At 63.0% G+C, this 14149-nt stretch carries 17 protein-coding genes; 10 read left to right on the plus strand and 7 right to left on the minus strand.

Annotated features, from left to right (window positions below):
- Positions 1-55: 55 nt before the first annotated feature.
- A protein-coding gene (locus GYH29_RS12910; RefSeq protein ID WP_118267881.1) for an IS5 family transposase occupies positions 56-848 on the minus strand; the annotation gives its coding sequence in 2 pieces (ribosomal slippage) (positions 56-590 and positions 589-848; 795 coding nt in all).
- A 420-nt stretch (positions 849-1268) separates the two neighbouring features.
- Here GYH29_RS12910 and GYH29_RS12915 point away from each other — a divergent pair.
- Positions 1269-2354 carry a chitosanase gene (locus tag GYH29_RS12915; RefSeq protein ID WP_232060396.1) on the plus strand — a complete coding sequence of 362 codons (1086 nt, stop codon included), beginning with the start codon at positions 1269-1271 and terminating at the stop codon, positions 2352-2354.
- Between the two features lie 16 nt (positions 2355-2370).
- On the opposite strand, the gene GYH29_RS12920 is transcribed toward GYH29_RS12915, so the two are convergent.
- Positions 2371-2991: a CHAP domain-containing protein gene (locus tag GYH29_RS12920; RefSeq protein WP_019100809.1), complete on the minus strand. Its 621-nt coding sequence runs from the start codon at positions 2989-2991 to the stop codon at positions 2371-2373.
- On the minus strand, positions 2988-3359 hold the full coding sequence (locus tag GYH29_RS12925; RefSeq protein ID WP_141113227.1) for a hypothetical protein: 372 nt from the start codon (positions 3357-3359) through the stop codon (positions 2988-2990). The genes GYH29_RS12920 and GYH29_RS12925 overlap by 4 nt, the downstream gene beginning before the upstream one ends.
- 162 nt (positions 3360-3521) lie before the next feature.
- On the opposite strand from GYH29_RS12925, the gene GYH29_RS12930 reads away from it, so the two are divergent.
- Together GYH29_RS12930 and GYH29_RS12935 are read left to right on the plus strand one after the other, a co-directional pair.
- Positions 3522-3851: a hypothetical protein gene (locus GYH29_RS12930; protein WP_019100807.1), complete on the plus strand. Its 330-nt coding sequence runs from the start codon at positions 3522-3524 to the stop codon at positions 3849-3851.
- Positions 3852-4149: 298 nt separating this feature from the next.
- The gene (locus GYH29_RS12935) at positions 4150-4518 is read left to right on the plus strand and encodes a LecA/PA-IL family lectin (protein ID WP_019100806.1); all 369 of its coding nucleotides are present in this window, start codon (positions 4150-4152) and stop codon (positions 4516-4518) included.
- 114 nt (positions 4519-4632) lie between these two features.
- Here GYH29_RS12935 and soxR read toward each other — a convergent pair whose 3' ends face one another.
- The gene (soxR, locus tag GYH29_RS12940) at positions 4633-5094 is read right to left on the minus strand and encodes a redox-sensitive transcriptional activator SoxR (RefSeq protein ID WP_039754197.1); all 462 of its coding nucleotides are present in this window, start codon (positions 5092-5094) and stop codon (positions 4633-4635) included.
- A gap of 127 nt (positions 5095-5221) precedes the next feature.
- Between soxR and GYH29_RS12945 the strand changes: the two genes are divergently transcribed.
- Entirely contained in the window at positions 5222-5638 is a 417-nt protein-coding gene (locus tag GYH29_RS12945) for a DoxX family protein (RefSeq protein WP_019100803.1), read from the plus strand.
- Positions 5639-5666: 28 nt separating this feature from the next.
- On the opposite strand, the gene GYH29_RS12950 is transcribed toward GYH29_RS12945, so the two are convergent.
- Together GYH29_RS12950 and GYH29_RS12955 are read right to left on the minus strand one after the other, a co-directional pair.
- A complete protein-coding gene (locus GYH29_RS12950; RefSeq protein ID WP_157222014.1) occupies positions 5667-5987 on the minus strand; it encodes a DUF4180 domain-containing protein in 321 nt (106 codons plus the stop codon).
- Positions 5980-6504, minus strand: a complete 525-nt coding sequence (locus GYH29_RS12955) for a hypothetical protein (RefSeq protein ID WP_161523882.1) — start codon at positions 6502-6504, stop codon at positions 5980-5982. The genes GYH29_RS12950 and GYH29_RS12955 overlap by 8 nt, the downstream gene beginning before the upstream one ends.
- On the opposite strand from GYH29_RS12955, the gene GYH29_RS12960 reads away from it, so the two are divergent.
- The 4 genes from GYH29_RS12960 to GYH29_RS12975 are packed head-to-tail and all read left to right on the plus strand — an operon-like array spanning position 6487 to position 10385.
- Positions 6487-7068 (plus strand): hypothetical protein, encoded by a 582-nt coding sequence (locus tag GYH29_RS12960; protein WP_161523883.1) that lies wholly within the window; start codon positions 6487-6489, stop codon positions 7066-7068. The genes GYH29_RS12955 and GYH29_RS12960 overlap by 18 nt on opposite strands.
- A complete protein-coding gene (locus tag GYH29_RS12965) occupies positions 7065-8249 on the plus strand; it encodes a hypothetical protein (RefSeq protein WP_161523884.1) in 1185 nt (394 codons plus the stop codon). Before GYH29_RS12960 ends, GYH29_RS12965 begins: the two co-directional genes overlap by 4 nt.
- A gap of 22 nt (positions 8250-8271) precedes the next feature.
- Complete coding sequence (locus tag GYH29_RS12970; protein WP_081575618.1) at positions 8272-9198, plus strand: glycosyltransferase family 2 protein; 927 nt, start codon at positions 8272-8274, stop codon at positions 9196-9198.
- The gene (locus GYH29_RS12975) at positions 9195-10385 is read left to right on the plus strand and encodes a phenylacetate--CoA ligase family protein (protein ID WP_161523885.1); all 1191 of its coding nucleotides are present in this window, start codon (positions 9195-9197) and stop codon (positions 10383-10385) included. Before GYH29_RS12970 ends, GYH29_RS12975 begins: the two co-directional genes overlap by 4 nt.
- Before the next feature lie 84 nt (positions 10386-10469).
- Here GYH29_RS12975 and GYH29_RS12980 read toward each other — a convergent pair whose 3' ends face one another.
- Complete coding sequence (locus GYH29_RS12980) at positions 10470-11171, minus strand: hypothetical protein (protein WP_039756898.1); 702 nt, start codon at positions 11169-11171, stop codon at positions 10470-10472.
- A 503-nt stretch (positions 11172-11674) separates the two neighbouring features.
- Here GYH29_RS12980 and ampH point away from each other — a divergent pair.
- Together ampH and ampC are read left to right on the plus strand one after the other, a co-directional pair.
- Complete coding sequence (gene ampH, locus GYH29_RS12985) at positions 11675-12787, plus strand: D-alanyl-D-alanine-carboxypeptidase/endopeptidase AmpH (RefSeq protein WP_019104614.1); 1113 nt, start codon at positions 11675-11677, stop codon at positions 12785-12787.
- Between the two features lie 189 nt (positions 12788-12976).
- Positions 12977-14143, plus strand: coding sequence for a class C beta-lactamase (gene ampC, locus GYH29_RS12990; protein ID WP_198001580.1), 1167 nt, complete (start codon positions 12977-12979; stop codon positions 14141-14143).
- Positions 14144-14149: the final 6 nt, after the last annotated feature.

Raw genomic sequence — 14149 nt, forward strand, 5'->3', positions numbered from 1 at the left:
CACTCCGCCAAGTCTTGAGTGGGTCGCGAACCAGGATTGTTTTCTTAGAACCTGTTCAAAGTCTTTTGAGTAAGAGCCCCAAGAAGGCCAGATGGATGAACTGCAAGCTGGTATTGAGCTTCCGCTCGCAGTTCTTCCACAGCCTTCTGCTCTTTTCCAACCAAGCGAAGCTGCGCTCAACAACCCAGCGTTTGGGCATCACCTTGAAGGTGTGCAGCTCGCTCCGTTTGGCAATCTGCACCGTCACGTCCGCCCCCAGAATCTCGCTCACGCCTTGAGCAAAGGGTTTGCCAACATAGCCACTATCCGCCAGCAGGCTCTGAGCCCCAATCAATCTGGATTTACATTGCCGTAGCGCCTGTAGCGCCCCTCTGCGATCCGTTACCTCCGCTGTAGTCACGGCCACCGCATGTGGCAGGCCCTGCGTGTCCACCACAATATGGCGCTTGATACCCGAGACCTTCTTACCTGCGTCGTAGCCTTTTAATCCTGCGGTATCAGTGTTCTTCACGCTCTGCGCGTCCACGATCAAGAACCTGCTGCAAGCGCTCCGCCCCAGTTTCTCTCGGGCCGCGCCAACCTGATTTTTTTAGCGCCTGCTCCAGCAGGCTGCCCCCTTCACGCGGCTCACTCCACATGGTGAAGTACGAATGGACGGTACGCCATTTGGGAAACGCTTCAGGAAGCATTCGCCATTGGCAGCCGCTTCGGAGCAGGTACAGCACGGCACAAAATACTTCATACAAGTCCACTCGACGGGGGCTTGTTCTTTTACGCGCACTTTCCAGAAGTGGTCTGATCACTTCAAATTGTTCGCGACTGATATCACTTGGGTAGCTTTTTCTCACCTCTGGATTTTCTCACACTACGCTACTACTCAGAGACTTTGAACAGGTTCTTAGAACCTGCTCAAGGTCTGCCGCGCTTCGGCGATACTGCGTTGAAACCCGCTTCGAAATGCTCATACCCGCTTTCTCAAGTGGTTTTCGCCCTGCTTCGCTCTTGCTCGCGAGACTTTGAGCAGGCTTTGACTTATCCAACTGCGGATCGGAATGGCGATAGTTGGTTTGACCGGCTTCTGGAAAAACCCGCGCCGACTCGTCGCGAAACAGGAAACGGACAATAGCGGCCAGACCGCATAGCCTAAGCCCGCCGAATGCCGCCAGTCCCATTTGCCAGTTCCCGCCTCTTTCCTCGCAAAAACCCACATGGCATTTTATGCGTTTTCCCGGCTCGCGCCGCCCTACCTCTGTCTACCGGAGAACGTTTTGAAACGCACACTCTCGATGCTGGCGCTGGCCGGTGCCGGCTGGCTGGCCTGCGCCGGCGCATCCTGGGCGCAGGCCTCCCCCGCCGGCAGCGCTCCTAGACTGGCGGCGCGGCTGGCGGTCTGCGCCGCGCCGTGGAAGGCCGCCACGCCCTACCCGGCCGGCAGCGTGGCTAGCCATCACGGCGTCAACTTCACCGCGGTTTATTGGACCCAAGGCAACACGCCGGACGCCAGCAGCGGCGCGGCGGAAATCGGCCAACCCTGGACCGCCGGAGCGCGCTGCACGCCGGCCAGCAGGAACAAGGCGGCCAACCCGGACGCCAACTTCTCTCCCAGCACGCTGAAATTCCTGAAAGCCAACACTGGGCTGGACGGCGAGCAGTGGAACAACATCATGAAACTGGTGAACAAGCCGGAGCAGGACTCTCTGGACTGGCCCAAGTTTTACGGCTATTGCGAGGACATCGACGACGAGCGCGGCTTCACCATCGGCATTTTCGGCGCCACCACCGGCGGCCCCCGCGATCAGGGGCCGGACGGCCCAACACTGTTCAAGGAGTTTGACGCCGCCAGCGGCGCCGGCAATCCCTCCATCGCCGGCGGGCTGGCGCGCGCCGGGGTGCGCGGCGGCATGCAAGGGCCGGTGCTCAAGATCAGCGATAGCGAGAAGGTGTTCTGCGGCAAGATAGCCGCGCTGCAAAACAACGCGGCCTGGCGCGAAGCGATGTGGCAAACCTTTTACAAAGTCTACATCCAGTACAGCGTGCGGCAGGCGCGCCAACGCGGCTTTAGCAGCGCGCTGACGATAGGCTCCTTCGTGGACACCGCGCTGAACCAGGGCGCCAGCGGCGGCGGCGACACGCTGCAGGGGCTGCTGTCTCGCTCCGGCGACGGCGACGAGAAAACCTTCATGACTCGTTTTCACGCCGAGCGCAGCAAGGTGGTGGACACCAATGAATACAATCAACCGCCCAATGGAAAGAATCGCGTCAAACAGTGGAGCGGCTTGCTGAGCCAGGGAGAAACCGACTTGAAAGACGCCGACGCCGCGGTGTTGAAAGCCACCAACTGGAAAATGAAGTAGCCGGCTGTCGCGCGCCTCAGGCCTTGTCCGCCGGCGCCGAGGCCTCCCGCGCGCGGCGTAGCCAGCCCAGCACTCGCTCATGATCCACCCGCGGAATGCCGGCCTCAGTGAGCAGCGGCAAACGCTCCCGCGCATCGCCGAAAGGGCCGGGGTTCTGCTGGATGATCTCGATGAAATCCGGCCCAACCCGGCTGACGATGGCGACATGGCCGTAACGATTGAAGGTCCAGGGCGCGAACACGATCAGATCCTCTTCCCGCGGCGCGTCGCCGACGCCGTTGCGGTACTGCAGCAGGCCGCGCTCGGGATTGAGCGCCCCATTGTCCAGAAGGGGCAGGAAGAAGTCCCGAGCATGGCCCTTGTCTTGCGGCATTTTGTGGCCAAAGCGCTGGTAGTAATAGCGTTTGACGAACTCCACGCACTGATAGCGCAAGCCCAGGTTGTAGCCATCCGGCGTCAGGTTGCGCCCTTCCACGTTCTGCACGCCGCCGTTGTAATACACGGCGACGCCGTTGAACGCGTCCACCTGCTCGCCCACTACGCGGTCCCAATTGCTATTGAAATGAGTAGCCGCCCAGTAAACGCCGCCCAGCAACGCAAACAGCGATAGCGCCGCCTTGCCTTTGCTCAACTTCACCGCGGCTCCACCCCTGGCGCGGCTTGCTCGTCCAGCCAATCGTCCAGATGACAGGACTCGCCGGAGCGGATCGCGTCGATTCCCTCCACCCGCAAGGCCGGCTTACCGTCCCGCTCCTCAAACTCGCCCAAGATCCGCGCCGAGGTTCTGGCCCTATCGTCCAGCGCCTGCGGCGACACGCCCGGCCATTCCGTCAACGGCCGGCCTTCCCGGCTCAGCAGCAGATAGACCGGCTTGCCTATGCTGCAACGAGTCAAGCGCATGGCTCCCTCGTTCATGCTCAACATGCCGATATAGATATCCGCCGCCATCGCGGCAAACGGCGTCAGCGCGCCCAAAACCACCAGCATCAACTTTCGCGAAAACATGCTTGTCTCCTTGCTGCCGCCATCGGGATCAACGGCCAAAAAATCGATCGGCATGTTAACAGTTGCCTCGCGAATGGACCAGCCTCTCCTGGAGCGCGGCTAGCCGTCGCCGCCCGCTCTTGCTATATTGGCGGCCTTCCGTCCTAAGCCCAAACGCCGCCCATGACCCTCCCCGCCCGTTTCCTCTTCGCCAGCTTGGCGCTGGCCCTGACTGCCGGCTGCAAGCCGCAAGCGATGCAGGCCAGCTACCACTGCGCCGACGCTACCCGCTTCCACTTCAGCCGCCAGAGCCAAACGGTGGAATTGATCCGCGGCGAACAGCGCTTTCAGGGCTATATGGACGAACGCGGACTACTGACCTGGCCGCGCGGCGCCACCGGTTTGCCGCTGCCGGACAGCTTCTTCGTCACCCGCAAGCAGCCGGACCAAATGAAGCTTTACGGCGGCTTCGCCGGCACCGGCCTCGCCTGCGAACTGGATAAAGGCCGCTGACACCCTGCCGCCTCTCTCAGAACCTGTTTACAATCTGCTACGCGTCGGCGATACGGCGTTGAAAGCGGCTTCACAATGCTCATATCCGGTGTGTACACTCCGCTTTTTCAACCATTTTCGCCTTGTATCGCTCTTGCTCGCGAGATCGTGAACAGATTCTCAGAGCTCCCTCCTCCAACCGTACCGAAAGGCCAGCAGCCGAATTCTCCAGCGCCAACTTTAATGAGATAAGCATATTCTTCGTGCCGCCAATACGGCGTTGAATCTGCTGTCTCTCACTTTCATTTGGAGATCCACCATGGCTTGGACCGGTACTGTCGCTGCGAACAATCCCAACGGGGAGCCCACCACCATCACTTACAACCCCGGCGATGTGATCACCATCGTCGCGTCCGGCTGGGCCGGTTACGGCCCGCAACCCAATTGGGGCCCGCAGGGCGACAAGAGCCACCCCAATCAGGGCCTGATCTGCGGAGACGCCTACTGCGGCGCGCTGGTGATGAAAATCGGCGCCAGCGGCTTCATCCCGGTGAACACCGGCCTGTTCCGCTGGAAAGCGCCGGCCAACGCGCAAGGCCAGATCACGCTGTACTACAACGATGTGCCCAACACCTACGGCAACAACTCCGGTTCTTTCCAGGTAAGCATCGGCAAAGACGCGGTCTGATCGCGCTCTCCCGCTCGCAAGCAGCCCCTTCAGGGGCTGCTTTTCCCCGATCTCGACAGGGCGAGAGTTGTCCTGTTTCTGGACAAGCTCGCCGGCGACGCGACGGCTCAAACCTCAGCCCCGGTCCAAAATACGTGGCCCCGGCCCCTGTGCGCCCAATGCATCGGCTGGATTACGCAACGGACATTCCTCCAGGCTCAAACAGCCACAACCAATACAACTGTCCAGTTCATCCCGCAAGCGCGTCAGTTTCACAATCCGCAGATCCAGGCTAGTACGCCATGTCTGAGACAGTTGTTGCCACTGCTTGCGGCTCAGCGGTTGGCTGGTGTCGATGTCGCGAAACACTTCGGCGATTTCCGCCAACGGGATTCCAGTACGCTGCGCCACTTTGATGACCGCGATATAACGTAGCACCGCAGAAGTGAAGCGTCGTTGGCCTCCCGCGCTGCGCGTACTCCGTATCAGACCCTTGCCTTCGTAAAAATGAAGGGTGGATACCGCCACTCCGCTACGACTAGCCACCTCACCCACCGTCAGCAATCTGGAAAAATCAATGGCTCGACCTTGCGACATTGGCATTGACCTCAAGTTAACTCGAGCCATTATAGTGGCCACGCCTGGCCTGCTCACAGTCGCGGCGGCCCGGCATATCCATACCGGCATCGCGGATGGTTAACAGGCCCGCCAAAAGGAGAGCGAAATGCAAGCACGTATTGACCGGATTTTGAGCAGCCCTGCGCTATGGCTGGCTGCCCGCTTGTTTCTGGCCGTGGTTTTTGTCAGCGGCGGCTTGGCCAAGGTCATTGATATCGAAGGCAGCCTGGCGGAAACTCGGGCCGCCGGACTTGAACCCGCCGGGCTGTTCAATGCTGCGGCAGCAATAGCGCTATTGTTCGGATCGCTCTTGCTGTTGCTGGACCGGGCATTATTCTTGGGCGCCCTGATTCTGACCGGTTTTCTAGCGCTCACTATCCTGTTAGTGCATAGCTTCTGGCAGCAGACCGGCCCTCAAGCGCAAATATCGCTGTACTTCGCGCTGGAGCATATCTCCTTGGTTGGAGGCTTGCTGCTAGCCGCCATAGTCAGCACCATGCGACGTCGGCTCCTGCCGGGATAAAACGACAGGCTTCGCATTTAGCGGTTTCTCAATGCTGCGCCGCCAACCAGGCCAGAGCAGCCTCCCTATCGTCGAACACGCGAAACTGCCGGCCCCGGCGCGCTTCGTGCAGGTATTCGCCAAACCGCTCGCCATAAGCGGCGCCGTCTACGAACACCCCAGCCACGGCAAGACGGTAGTTGACCAGTTTCTGGATGAACTCCCCGGCAAAACGGCTGCTCAAGTCAAAAAACGCCGGCGGCAAGGCTTCCTCCGCCAGCAGCACGCACGGCGCGTCGTGCTCCGCGCACAGCGCCACCAGTTCCAGCGCCTGATCCAGGCTTTCCACGCCGGCTAGGCATTCAATCAACCTCGCCTGTTTGACGGTTATCACTTGAGCTTGCATTTTCGCTGCCTCGCTTGCCGGAAAAGACAAATGATGCCAAATCAATACGCAGTGCGACAAGCGCCACTAGATCATTCATGCGAATTTTCAATATCGTGGTAGTACCTATATCGGCAGTCTGATCCTTAAACCATATTGATGTCTGCCCGACCGAAAAAAGGAACGGGCCGGCGGCCTCCCCACCAGGCCCGCCGCGGCGCGCACTCAATGCCAGCAAGGGGTCCTGCTCATGAATCATCTCAGCCATATCATCATGCCGGTACTGCGGGATTTGCCCGCCTCCCACCTCAAACGCGAGCTGCTGCAAGCCTTTGAACGGCACGGCCGCCACTTTGAAGCAATCGAAGCCGGCTTTGCGCGCCTGACCGCTCAGCGGCAAAGTCTTGAAACGTTGCGCCGTTTTTTTCAAAGCTGGAGCCAGACCAACAATAGCGCGATGACGGTGGCCGGCATCAGCAACCGGATGACCTTGCTCATTCACACCGGCCGCCCGGTGGAGGACCCCGAAGCTTTATTGGCCGCCATGGTCTGCTTGAACCGCATCGTGGACGAGGATTTGGCGGTCACGCACAAAATTCTGCACGCCCAGATGTATTACAACATGGCCACGGGCATTGTCGGAGATGACCAGTGGCTGTCCCATGCCTACCTCCACCCCAGCGCCAAGGCCTTCAAGAGCTGGAAGGACCATCAGTCGCTGCGCGAGCCGGACCTGGCCATTGCGCTGCTGACCACGCTGACGCACGAGATTTACACTCACGGCGAAGTGGAGTTCATCCTGCCTTTGTTCCGCCGCTGGCTGATTCAAACCCTGGGTTTCACCGAGCGCGACGCCACTCGTACGCTGGGCTGGATCAGCGTGCACTGCGGGCCCACCGAGAAAAACCACTTCTTTCACGCCATGAACGCTATCCGCCACTACGCGCGGGCCATGGCGCTGGACTTGGAGCGCTATAGTCTGGACGGCATCGTCGGCGCTTACCTGGAACAAAAGGCGGCGGTGCTGGAAACGGTGGCGCTGGACGTCACGGCGGAAGCGCTGTGAGCGGAACCGAACCGCCGCTCTTGCGGCTGGCGGACCAGGCCGCCGCCGCGCCGCCCGCCTGGCCGCCGGGCACGCCGCCACTGTTCGCCCCGGAGCAGCTGGCGCGCGCCCGCGTGGAGGTGTCCGCCGGCTATCTGAGCAGCCTGCATCGTCTGAGCGCGCTGCTGGACGCCGCGTTCCGGGCCATCGTCGGCCGCTATTTCCTGGACCCGCGCATCCGGGCGCTTTATCAGTTGCCCAAAGCGATGGAGGCGCTGCTGCTGCATGCGCACGGCCGGCCTTACAGCGTGGGATTTTACCGCCCGGACTTCATTTACGACCGCGGGGGCCTGCCGCGTATCTGCGAGGTGGGCGCGCGCTATCCAATGAACGGCTGGATGATCAGCCACTGGCTGGGCCAGGCTGAGGGAGACGACGCCTTCTTGAAAACGCTGCGTCAATGGCACCCGCCCGGCTGCGTGGTGGCGCTGGCGCACGCCCGCGAGCCCGGCACCGAGATTTTTCTGCTGGCGGAAACGCTGCGGCGCGACGGCGCTCACTTTCTGTCCGCCCGGCCGGAAGCGCTCAGCGTCCGCAACGGCAAACTGTGGCTGGACGGCCGCGCAGTGGACCGCTGCATTCTGGAAATGGACCGTAGCGAACTGCCGCTGTTGCCGGACAAAGTGCTGGACCAGTTGCTGGACGGCGGCGCTTATTTCAACGATATCCGCACGCTGATCCTGGTACACGACAAGCGCTCTCTGGCGGTCCTGAACCGCGAGGACATCATGCGGGACTGCCTGGACGCCGACGATTACGCCGCCCTCCGCCCCTTCCTGATCCCCTCCTTCGCGCCGGCCTCGCGGGAAGAGGCCGAAGCCCTGTTGGCGCTTCCTGGCGACTTCATCGCCAAGCCCAGCAGCGGCGGACGCGGCCTGGGCTCGCTAGTGCGCTCCGCCTGCGGCGAAGCCGCCTGGCGCAAGCTGGTGCGGGAGCAATGGCCGCGGTACATGTTTCAAAACTATATTGAACAAAGCGAATTCGAGGACCCGGAAAGCCGACAGCTCATCCGGCTGGTGGGCATGCAGCTATGCCGCGACGCGGAAAGTTACGGCCCCGGCGTGTTTCGCGGTTCGGACGAGTTGATCATCAATCTGCACCAACGCCGCGGCAAGCTGTACTCCGCCGCCGCCGCGGCCTGAACCGGTTTGCACAGGGGGCTTCATGCGGCATTCCGTCATTATTCCGCTGTACAACAAACGCGCCTACATCGGCGAAACCATCGCCTCGCTGGCGGCGCAGGAGAAAGCGCCGCACGAGATCATCATCGTCGACGACGCCAGCACCGACGACAGCGCCGAGGCGGCGGAACACGCCTTGCGCCACCACGCTCAGGATTTAAGCCATACCCGCAGCGTGCTGCTGCGGCTGCCGCGCAACAGCGGCCCCGGCGCGGCGCGCAACGCCGGGCTGGCGCGGGCCGGCGGCGAACTAGTGAGCTTTTTGGACGCGGACGACTGCTACCGCCCGGACTGCCTGCGCTTGCTGGAGCAAAAAATGAGCGAGCACCGGCTGGACCTGGCGGTGCTAGGCTATGACAGCGCGCCGCCGGAGGAGCGCTTCCCGCAACTGGGCGCGCTGCGTGCCGAGTGGGAGCCCCTGGAGGACGAAGTTTTCCTGCTTCCGCGCCCGCTGCGCACCGCCGGCCATCCTGACTTTTTCATGGGCCGGGCCAGCAATGTGGCCGCGCGGCGGCAATGGCTGCTGACGCAGCGCTACGTGGCCGGCGCGCGCTTGAACGAGGGCATCGATTTCTGGTATCGGGTGTTGAAGGAGATCGTCGCGCACGGCGGGCGCGCCGGGGTGCTGTCCGCTCCGCTGATTCGCTTCCGCATTCTGGCGGACAGCCTGTCACACCGGCCGTGCCGGGATTGGCGGCTGCTGGCCACCCCGCCCACCGTGCTGCGTTATGCCGGCAGCCAGGACGCGGACGAGCTGCGCCTGGCTCGCATGCTGGCGCAGCGCTGGCTGGATTACGCGCAGGAGTCGCTGCCGGACGCGGCGCAGCGGCGCGCCTTCCTGGCCCGCCATCGCCCGCTGCTGATCCAGCTGGGGCTGCCGCAAACAGACGCGGCGAGGCTGCCGGCATGAACGCGCCGCTGACCCAGCCTTCCGCGCCGGCCCGTCAGCAAGCCTTGTTGCGAGAGTGTTTCGAGCTTGCCCGCGCCCATCCCTTCTATCAGACGCTCTACCGCGGCGTAGACTGCGCCGACGCCGCGCAGCCGCTGGAAAAAGCGGTTCTGCAAGCCGCGCTGGCGTCGTTTGCGCCGGAACGGGAGGCTTCCGGCCTCTATCTGGTGCGCTCCGGCGGCAGCACCCAGGCAGCGCTGATCTTCCCGGTGGATATCGCGGAAAACCTGGCCCAACGACAGGCGCTGGCGGACCGGCTGCGCGCCGACGGGATGTTCGGCCCCGCCAGCATCGCCCTGAATCTGTTTGGCTACGCCAACCTCTACCGCACCGCCGCCATCGTCGACGATGTGCTGGAGCGCTGCCAGGCCACCACCCTGCCGATGAGCGCCCACGCCGCCGACGCCGACATCCTCGCCGCGGCGCTGCAGTTCCGCCCCAGCCATATATTGGGCACCCCGTCGCGGCTGGCGCTGTTCGCCGCCCACCTGGAGGCCGCGGATGAGCGTTTGGAGATTCCGCAACTGCTGTACGCCGGTGAAACCCTGCACGCATCCACTCTCGCACGGCTGCGCGCCGCTTTGGGCGCGGGTCAGGTCTGGTCACTGTACGGCGGCGCGGAAACCGGCATCTGGGCCTGGAGCGACGCCAGCCGCCGCCCCGGCCTGTTTCGGGTGCTGCCGCGGGTGGCGGTGGAGATCCTGCAGCCGGACGACGCCGGTTACGGCCGCATTGCAGTCAGCAACGCCTGGCGGCGGCGCTTTCCGGTGTTTCGCTACTGCGTGGGCGACATCGGCCGCTGGGTGGAACGCGACGGTGAACGCTGGCTGGAATTGCGCGGTCGCGACGGCCGCTCCTTCCGCCTCAATGAAACCACTTACGAACTGGACGACTTCGCGAAGCTGGCCGGCGCGGAAGACGGCTTCCAGATCCAACTGGACCGCGACCCAAGCGGCCGCGAGCGGCTGACCCTGCTGCTGGCCGGGCCGCTGACCACCCCCGCGGAGGCGGCCTTGCGCTCGCGCCTAACGGCCTTGCTCGGCCAGGCGGACGCCTGCGCCGTCGCGCTCATACCGGCGGCGCGAGCACAATGGCGGCTGGACCCCATCACCAGCAAAACCCAGCCAATCGTGGACCTGCGGGCCTGAACGCCTGTTCAACATCCACTGACTTCGAACAAGCTGCCCCCGGCGGACCGCCATCCCGGCCGTCCGCTGTCCTCGCCCGCCCGCTCACAAGGTCTGGAAATAGAAGCGGTAATCGCCCTGCCCGAACAGCATCGACATACTGGTCAGATTACTGTTGGCCGGCGTGCCCACCAGGGTCAGGATGGGAATGGAGTCGTGACCATATTGATACGCCTGGGTCTGCGGGTTGTAGCCGAACTGGTAGAAGGTGTCCACGCTGCCCACCTTGAAGGCGTACAAGCGATAGGTGCTGCCGTCGAACAACATCGACCAACGGTGAAAATCCGTATCCCCCGGCGCGCCGGTGACGTTCAAGGCGGGAATGGAGTTGTAGCCGTACTCATAGTGGTTGGTGGAACGGTTGAAGCCAAACTGGTACAGCACCGTGGGCGCGCCCAAACGCCGCAAATACAGCCGATATGTGCTGGTGCTGCCATCGTAGAGCATGGACACGCTGCTGGCGTCCGCGTCCGGCGGCGCGCCGGTGATCTTCAACTCCGGGATGGAGTGGAAGCCGAACTCGTACTTGGACGTGGCCGGATTGAACGCGGCCTGATACAGGGTATCCGCACTGCTGCCCTTGAAGAAATACATCCGGTAGTACTCGCCGTCGTTGAGCATGGTCCAACGCGCCCAATTGGTGTCGTTGGGCATATTGGCGATTGCCATATTGGGAATGGACCCGCCATAGGCGAATTTGTAGGTGCTGGTATTGGGCACATAAGCAAACTGATTGACTGATGGCATGACGCTTTCCTCCGAAAGGTAAGTCAGCTGCCCCAACGCCGACGCGAAGCCGGCGTCTTCCATACGGCAACAGCAGCTGGCAAAACCTGCGAAAACGACAAGGCGCCGCGCCGCCTCCGGACGCGGGCTTGCACGTTCAAGCGGGTTTTGCCAGCGGTTCTACCCCTTGCTCAGCATGATGATCGAGCGATGGCGCATGAATCTCTCCTCCCCCGCGCAGCGGCGCGCGGCGAAGCGGACGAACAAACAGCCACTAAGTCGTCAATCAGGGGCGGGCGCCTTGGCGCGGACGAGGCGGGGCCGATAATGGCGGCGATAGGGACTTCAACTAGCCAGTAATAGCACCTCAAAAACCGGATGCGCCTGTACTTTCGGACTAGTCCGACCTAATCGGTTACAGCCGTTACAGATTGCGCGCTATGCCGCCGGCCTCCGCCGCCCATAAAATGCATGCCATCGACAGCGCCGACGATGCGCAGCCTCACCCAAGGGAAGCACGATCAATGAGAACAAAGGGATTCATCAGCCTGGCCCTGACCGCCCTGCCGGCCGCGAGCCAGGCCGCCATGCCCATCGCCCAACTTAATCAGCACGCCGAGCGCATCTTCAAAGACAGCCAGGCGGTGGGCATGGTGATGGTGGTGATAGACAAACAAGGCGGCCTGCAACGTTTTTACGGAGAAACCCGCCCCGGCAGCCGCCAGACGCCGGACGCCAACTCACTGCTCCGCATCGCCAGCCTGAGCAAACTGATGACCAGCGAAGTGCTGGCGGCCATGGTGCTGGATCAGCGGCTCAAACTGGACGACCCGCTGCAAAAGTTCGCGCCGGCCGGCTCCCGGCCAGCCAAGGCCTTGGGCGGCCAGCCCATCACCCTGCTGCACCTGGCCACCCACACCAGCGGCTTGCCCCGCGAGTTGCCGGGCGTCAAACCGCGCGACACGCCCGTATTCGTCTGGCCCAATCAGCAGCAGCGCTGGCGCTGGCTGGCCAAGACCAAGACCCGATTCGCGCCGGGACAGAGCGCTCAATACTCCAACCTGGCTTACGATTACCTAGCCGACGCGCTGGCGGTCGCCGCCGGCAAGCCCTATCCGACCTTGCTGCGCGACACCGTCACCGGGCCGCTGGCCATGCGCGACACTACATTCAACCCCAGCCCCGCCCAATGCGCGCGCCTGCTTCGCGGCGTGGAAACAAGCCCCTGCGTCAACACCAGCGCGGCCATAGGCAGCGGCGGCGTCTATTCCACCGCCGCCGACATGCAACGCTGGCTGCAAGACTTGGTGCGGCCGCAGAGCGAGCAACGCAAACGTCTGTATCAGCAAACCTTCCAGATGCGTTATCAGCGCGCCGAGTTGCGCAGCCTTACCGGCATGGACGTGCCCGGCAAGGCCGATGCGTTGGGCTTGGGCTGGGTGGCTTTACGCGAACAGCCGAACGCCCAACTTTTCCTGCAAAAGACCGCGGGCGGCGGCGGTTTCTTCAGCTATGTCGCCATCGATCCCCAGCGGCAGACGGCGGTATGGGTGGCGCTGACCCGCGGCAAACAAACCCGCTACCAGGCCATGAGCGACGGCGTCAATCAATTGCTGCTGGCGCTGAACCGCTCCTGACAACCTGTTTACGATCTACTGCGCGTCGGCGATACAACATTGAAAACACCCTGACTCGCGAGATCGTAAACAGCCCCCATGGCCCAGGCGAGCCGGAACGGCAGAGGCGGCGACAGCAGCCCTGCCTCCACCGCGCCCGGCATGCCGCCCTTTCTCTTCCCACATCCTCATCGACAAGGAGGCAACGTCATGCCCTTAATGAATCGCCGCGTCCTGCCGCTGCTCTGCGCCGCACTATCCGCTCACGCTCTGGCCGCCACACCCTCGCCCCAGGCCGCCGTGGATGCGGAGATCCCGGCGCTGATGCGCAAAAACGGCATTCCCGGCATGGCGGTGGGCCTCGCCGTCAACGGCGGCGTCCAAGTCTACAACTACGGCGTCGCTTCCAAAACCGACCAAAGGCCGGTGACGCGCGCCACGCTGTTCGAGATCGGCTCGCTCAGCAAAACCTTCACCGCCACTCTGGCCAGCTACGCTCAGACCGAAGGCCGGCTCTCGCTGGCCGACCCCGTGACCCAGCACCTTCCGGCGCTGACCGGCGGCGGCCTGGAGCGGGCCACGCTGCTGAACCTGGGCACTCAGACCTCCGGCCTACCCTTGTTCGTGCCGGACAACGTCGACAACGCCGGCCAGTTGCGGCAATTCATACGGCGTTGGCGCCCCAGACAGCCGGTGGGCAGCCAGCGGATCTATTCCAATATCGGCATCGGAGTCCTGGGCCAGATCGCCGCCGCCAGCATGCGCATGCCCTACGCGGCCGCGGTGGAAGGCAGGCTCTTCGCCAAGCTGGGCATGGACAACAGCTTCGTCAACGTTCCCTCCCAGAGAATGCGCGACTACGCTCAGGGCTACGACAAGAACGACCGGCCCGCGCGGCTGACTCCGGCCGTGTTGGCGGACGAAGCCTACGGCGTCAAGTCCAGCGCGGCAGACTTGGCCCGCTTCCTCAACGCCAATATGGGCTTGTTGCCCATGGCGCCCAAGTTGCAGGCCGCGCTCGAGGACACTCATATCGGCTACTACCGCGCCGGGGAATTGACCCAAAGCCTGATCTGGGAACAATACCCGTATCCGGTGGCCCTGCCCCGCTTGCTGAGCGGAAACTCCCCCGCCTACATCTATCAAGGCATGCCGGCGCAGCGCCTGGATCCGCCGCTAGCGCCGCAAGCGCGGGCCTTCATCAACAAGACCGGGTCCACCAACGGCTTTTCGGCTTACGTCGCCTATATCCCGGAAAAGCGGCTGGGCATCGTGCTATTGGCCAACAAGTCCTATCCGCTGGCCGAACGAGTGAGCGCAGCCTACCGCATTCTGGCTCGGCTGGACGACGAGCTGACGTCGGGCGCCCAACCATGAGCGTGC

It is taken from the genome of Chromobacterium haemolyticum (assembly GCF_009936155.1).
In the GTDB taxonomy this organism is placed as follows: domain Bacteria; phylum Pseudomonadota; class Gammaproteobacteria; order Burkholderiales; family Chromobacteriaceae; genus Chromobacterium; species Chromobacterium haemolyticum.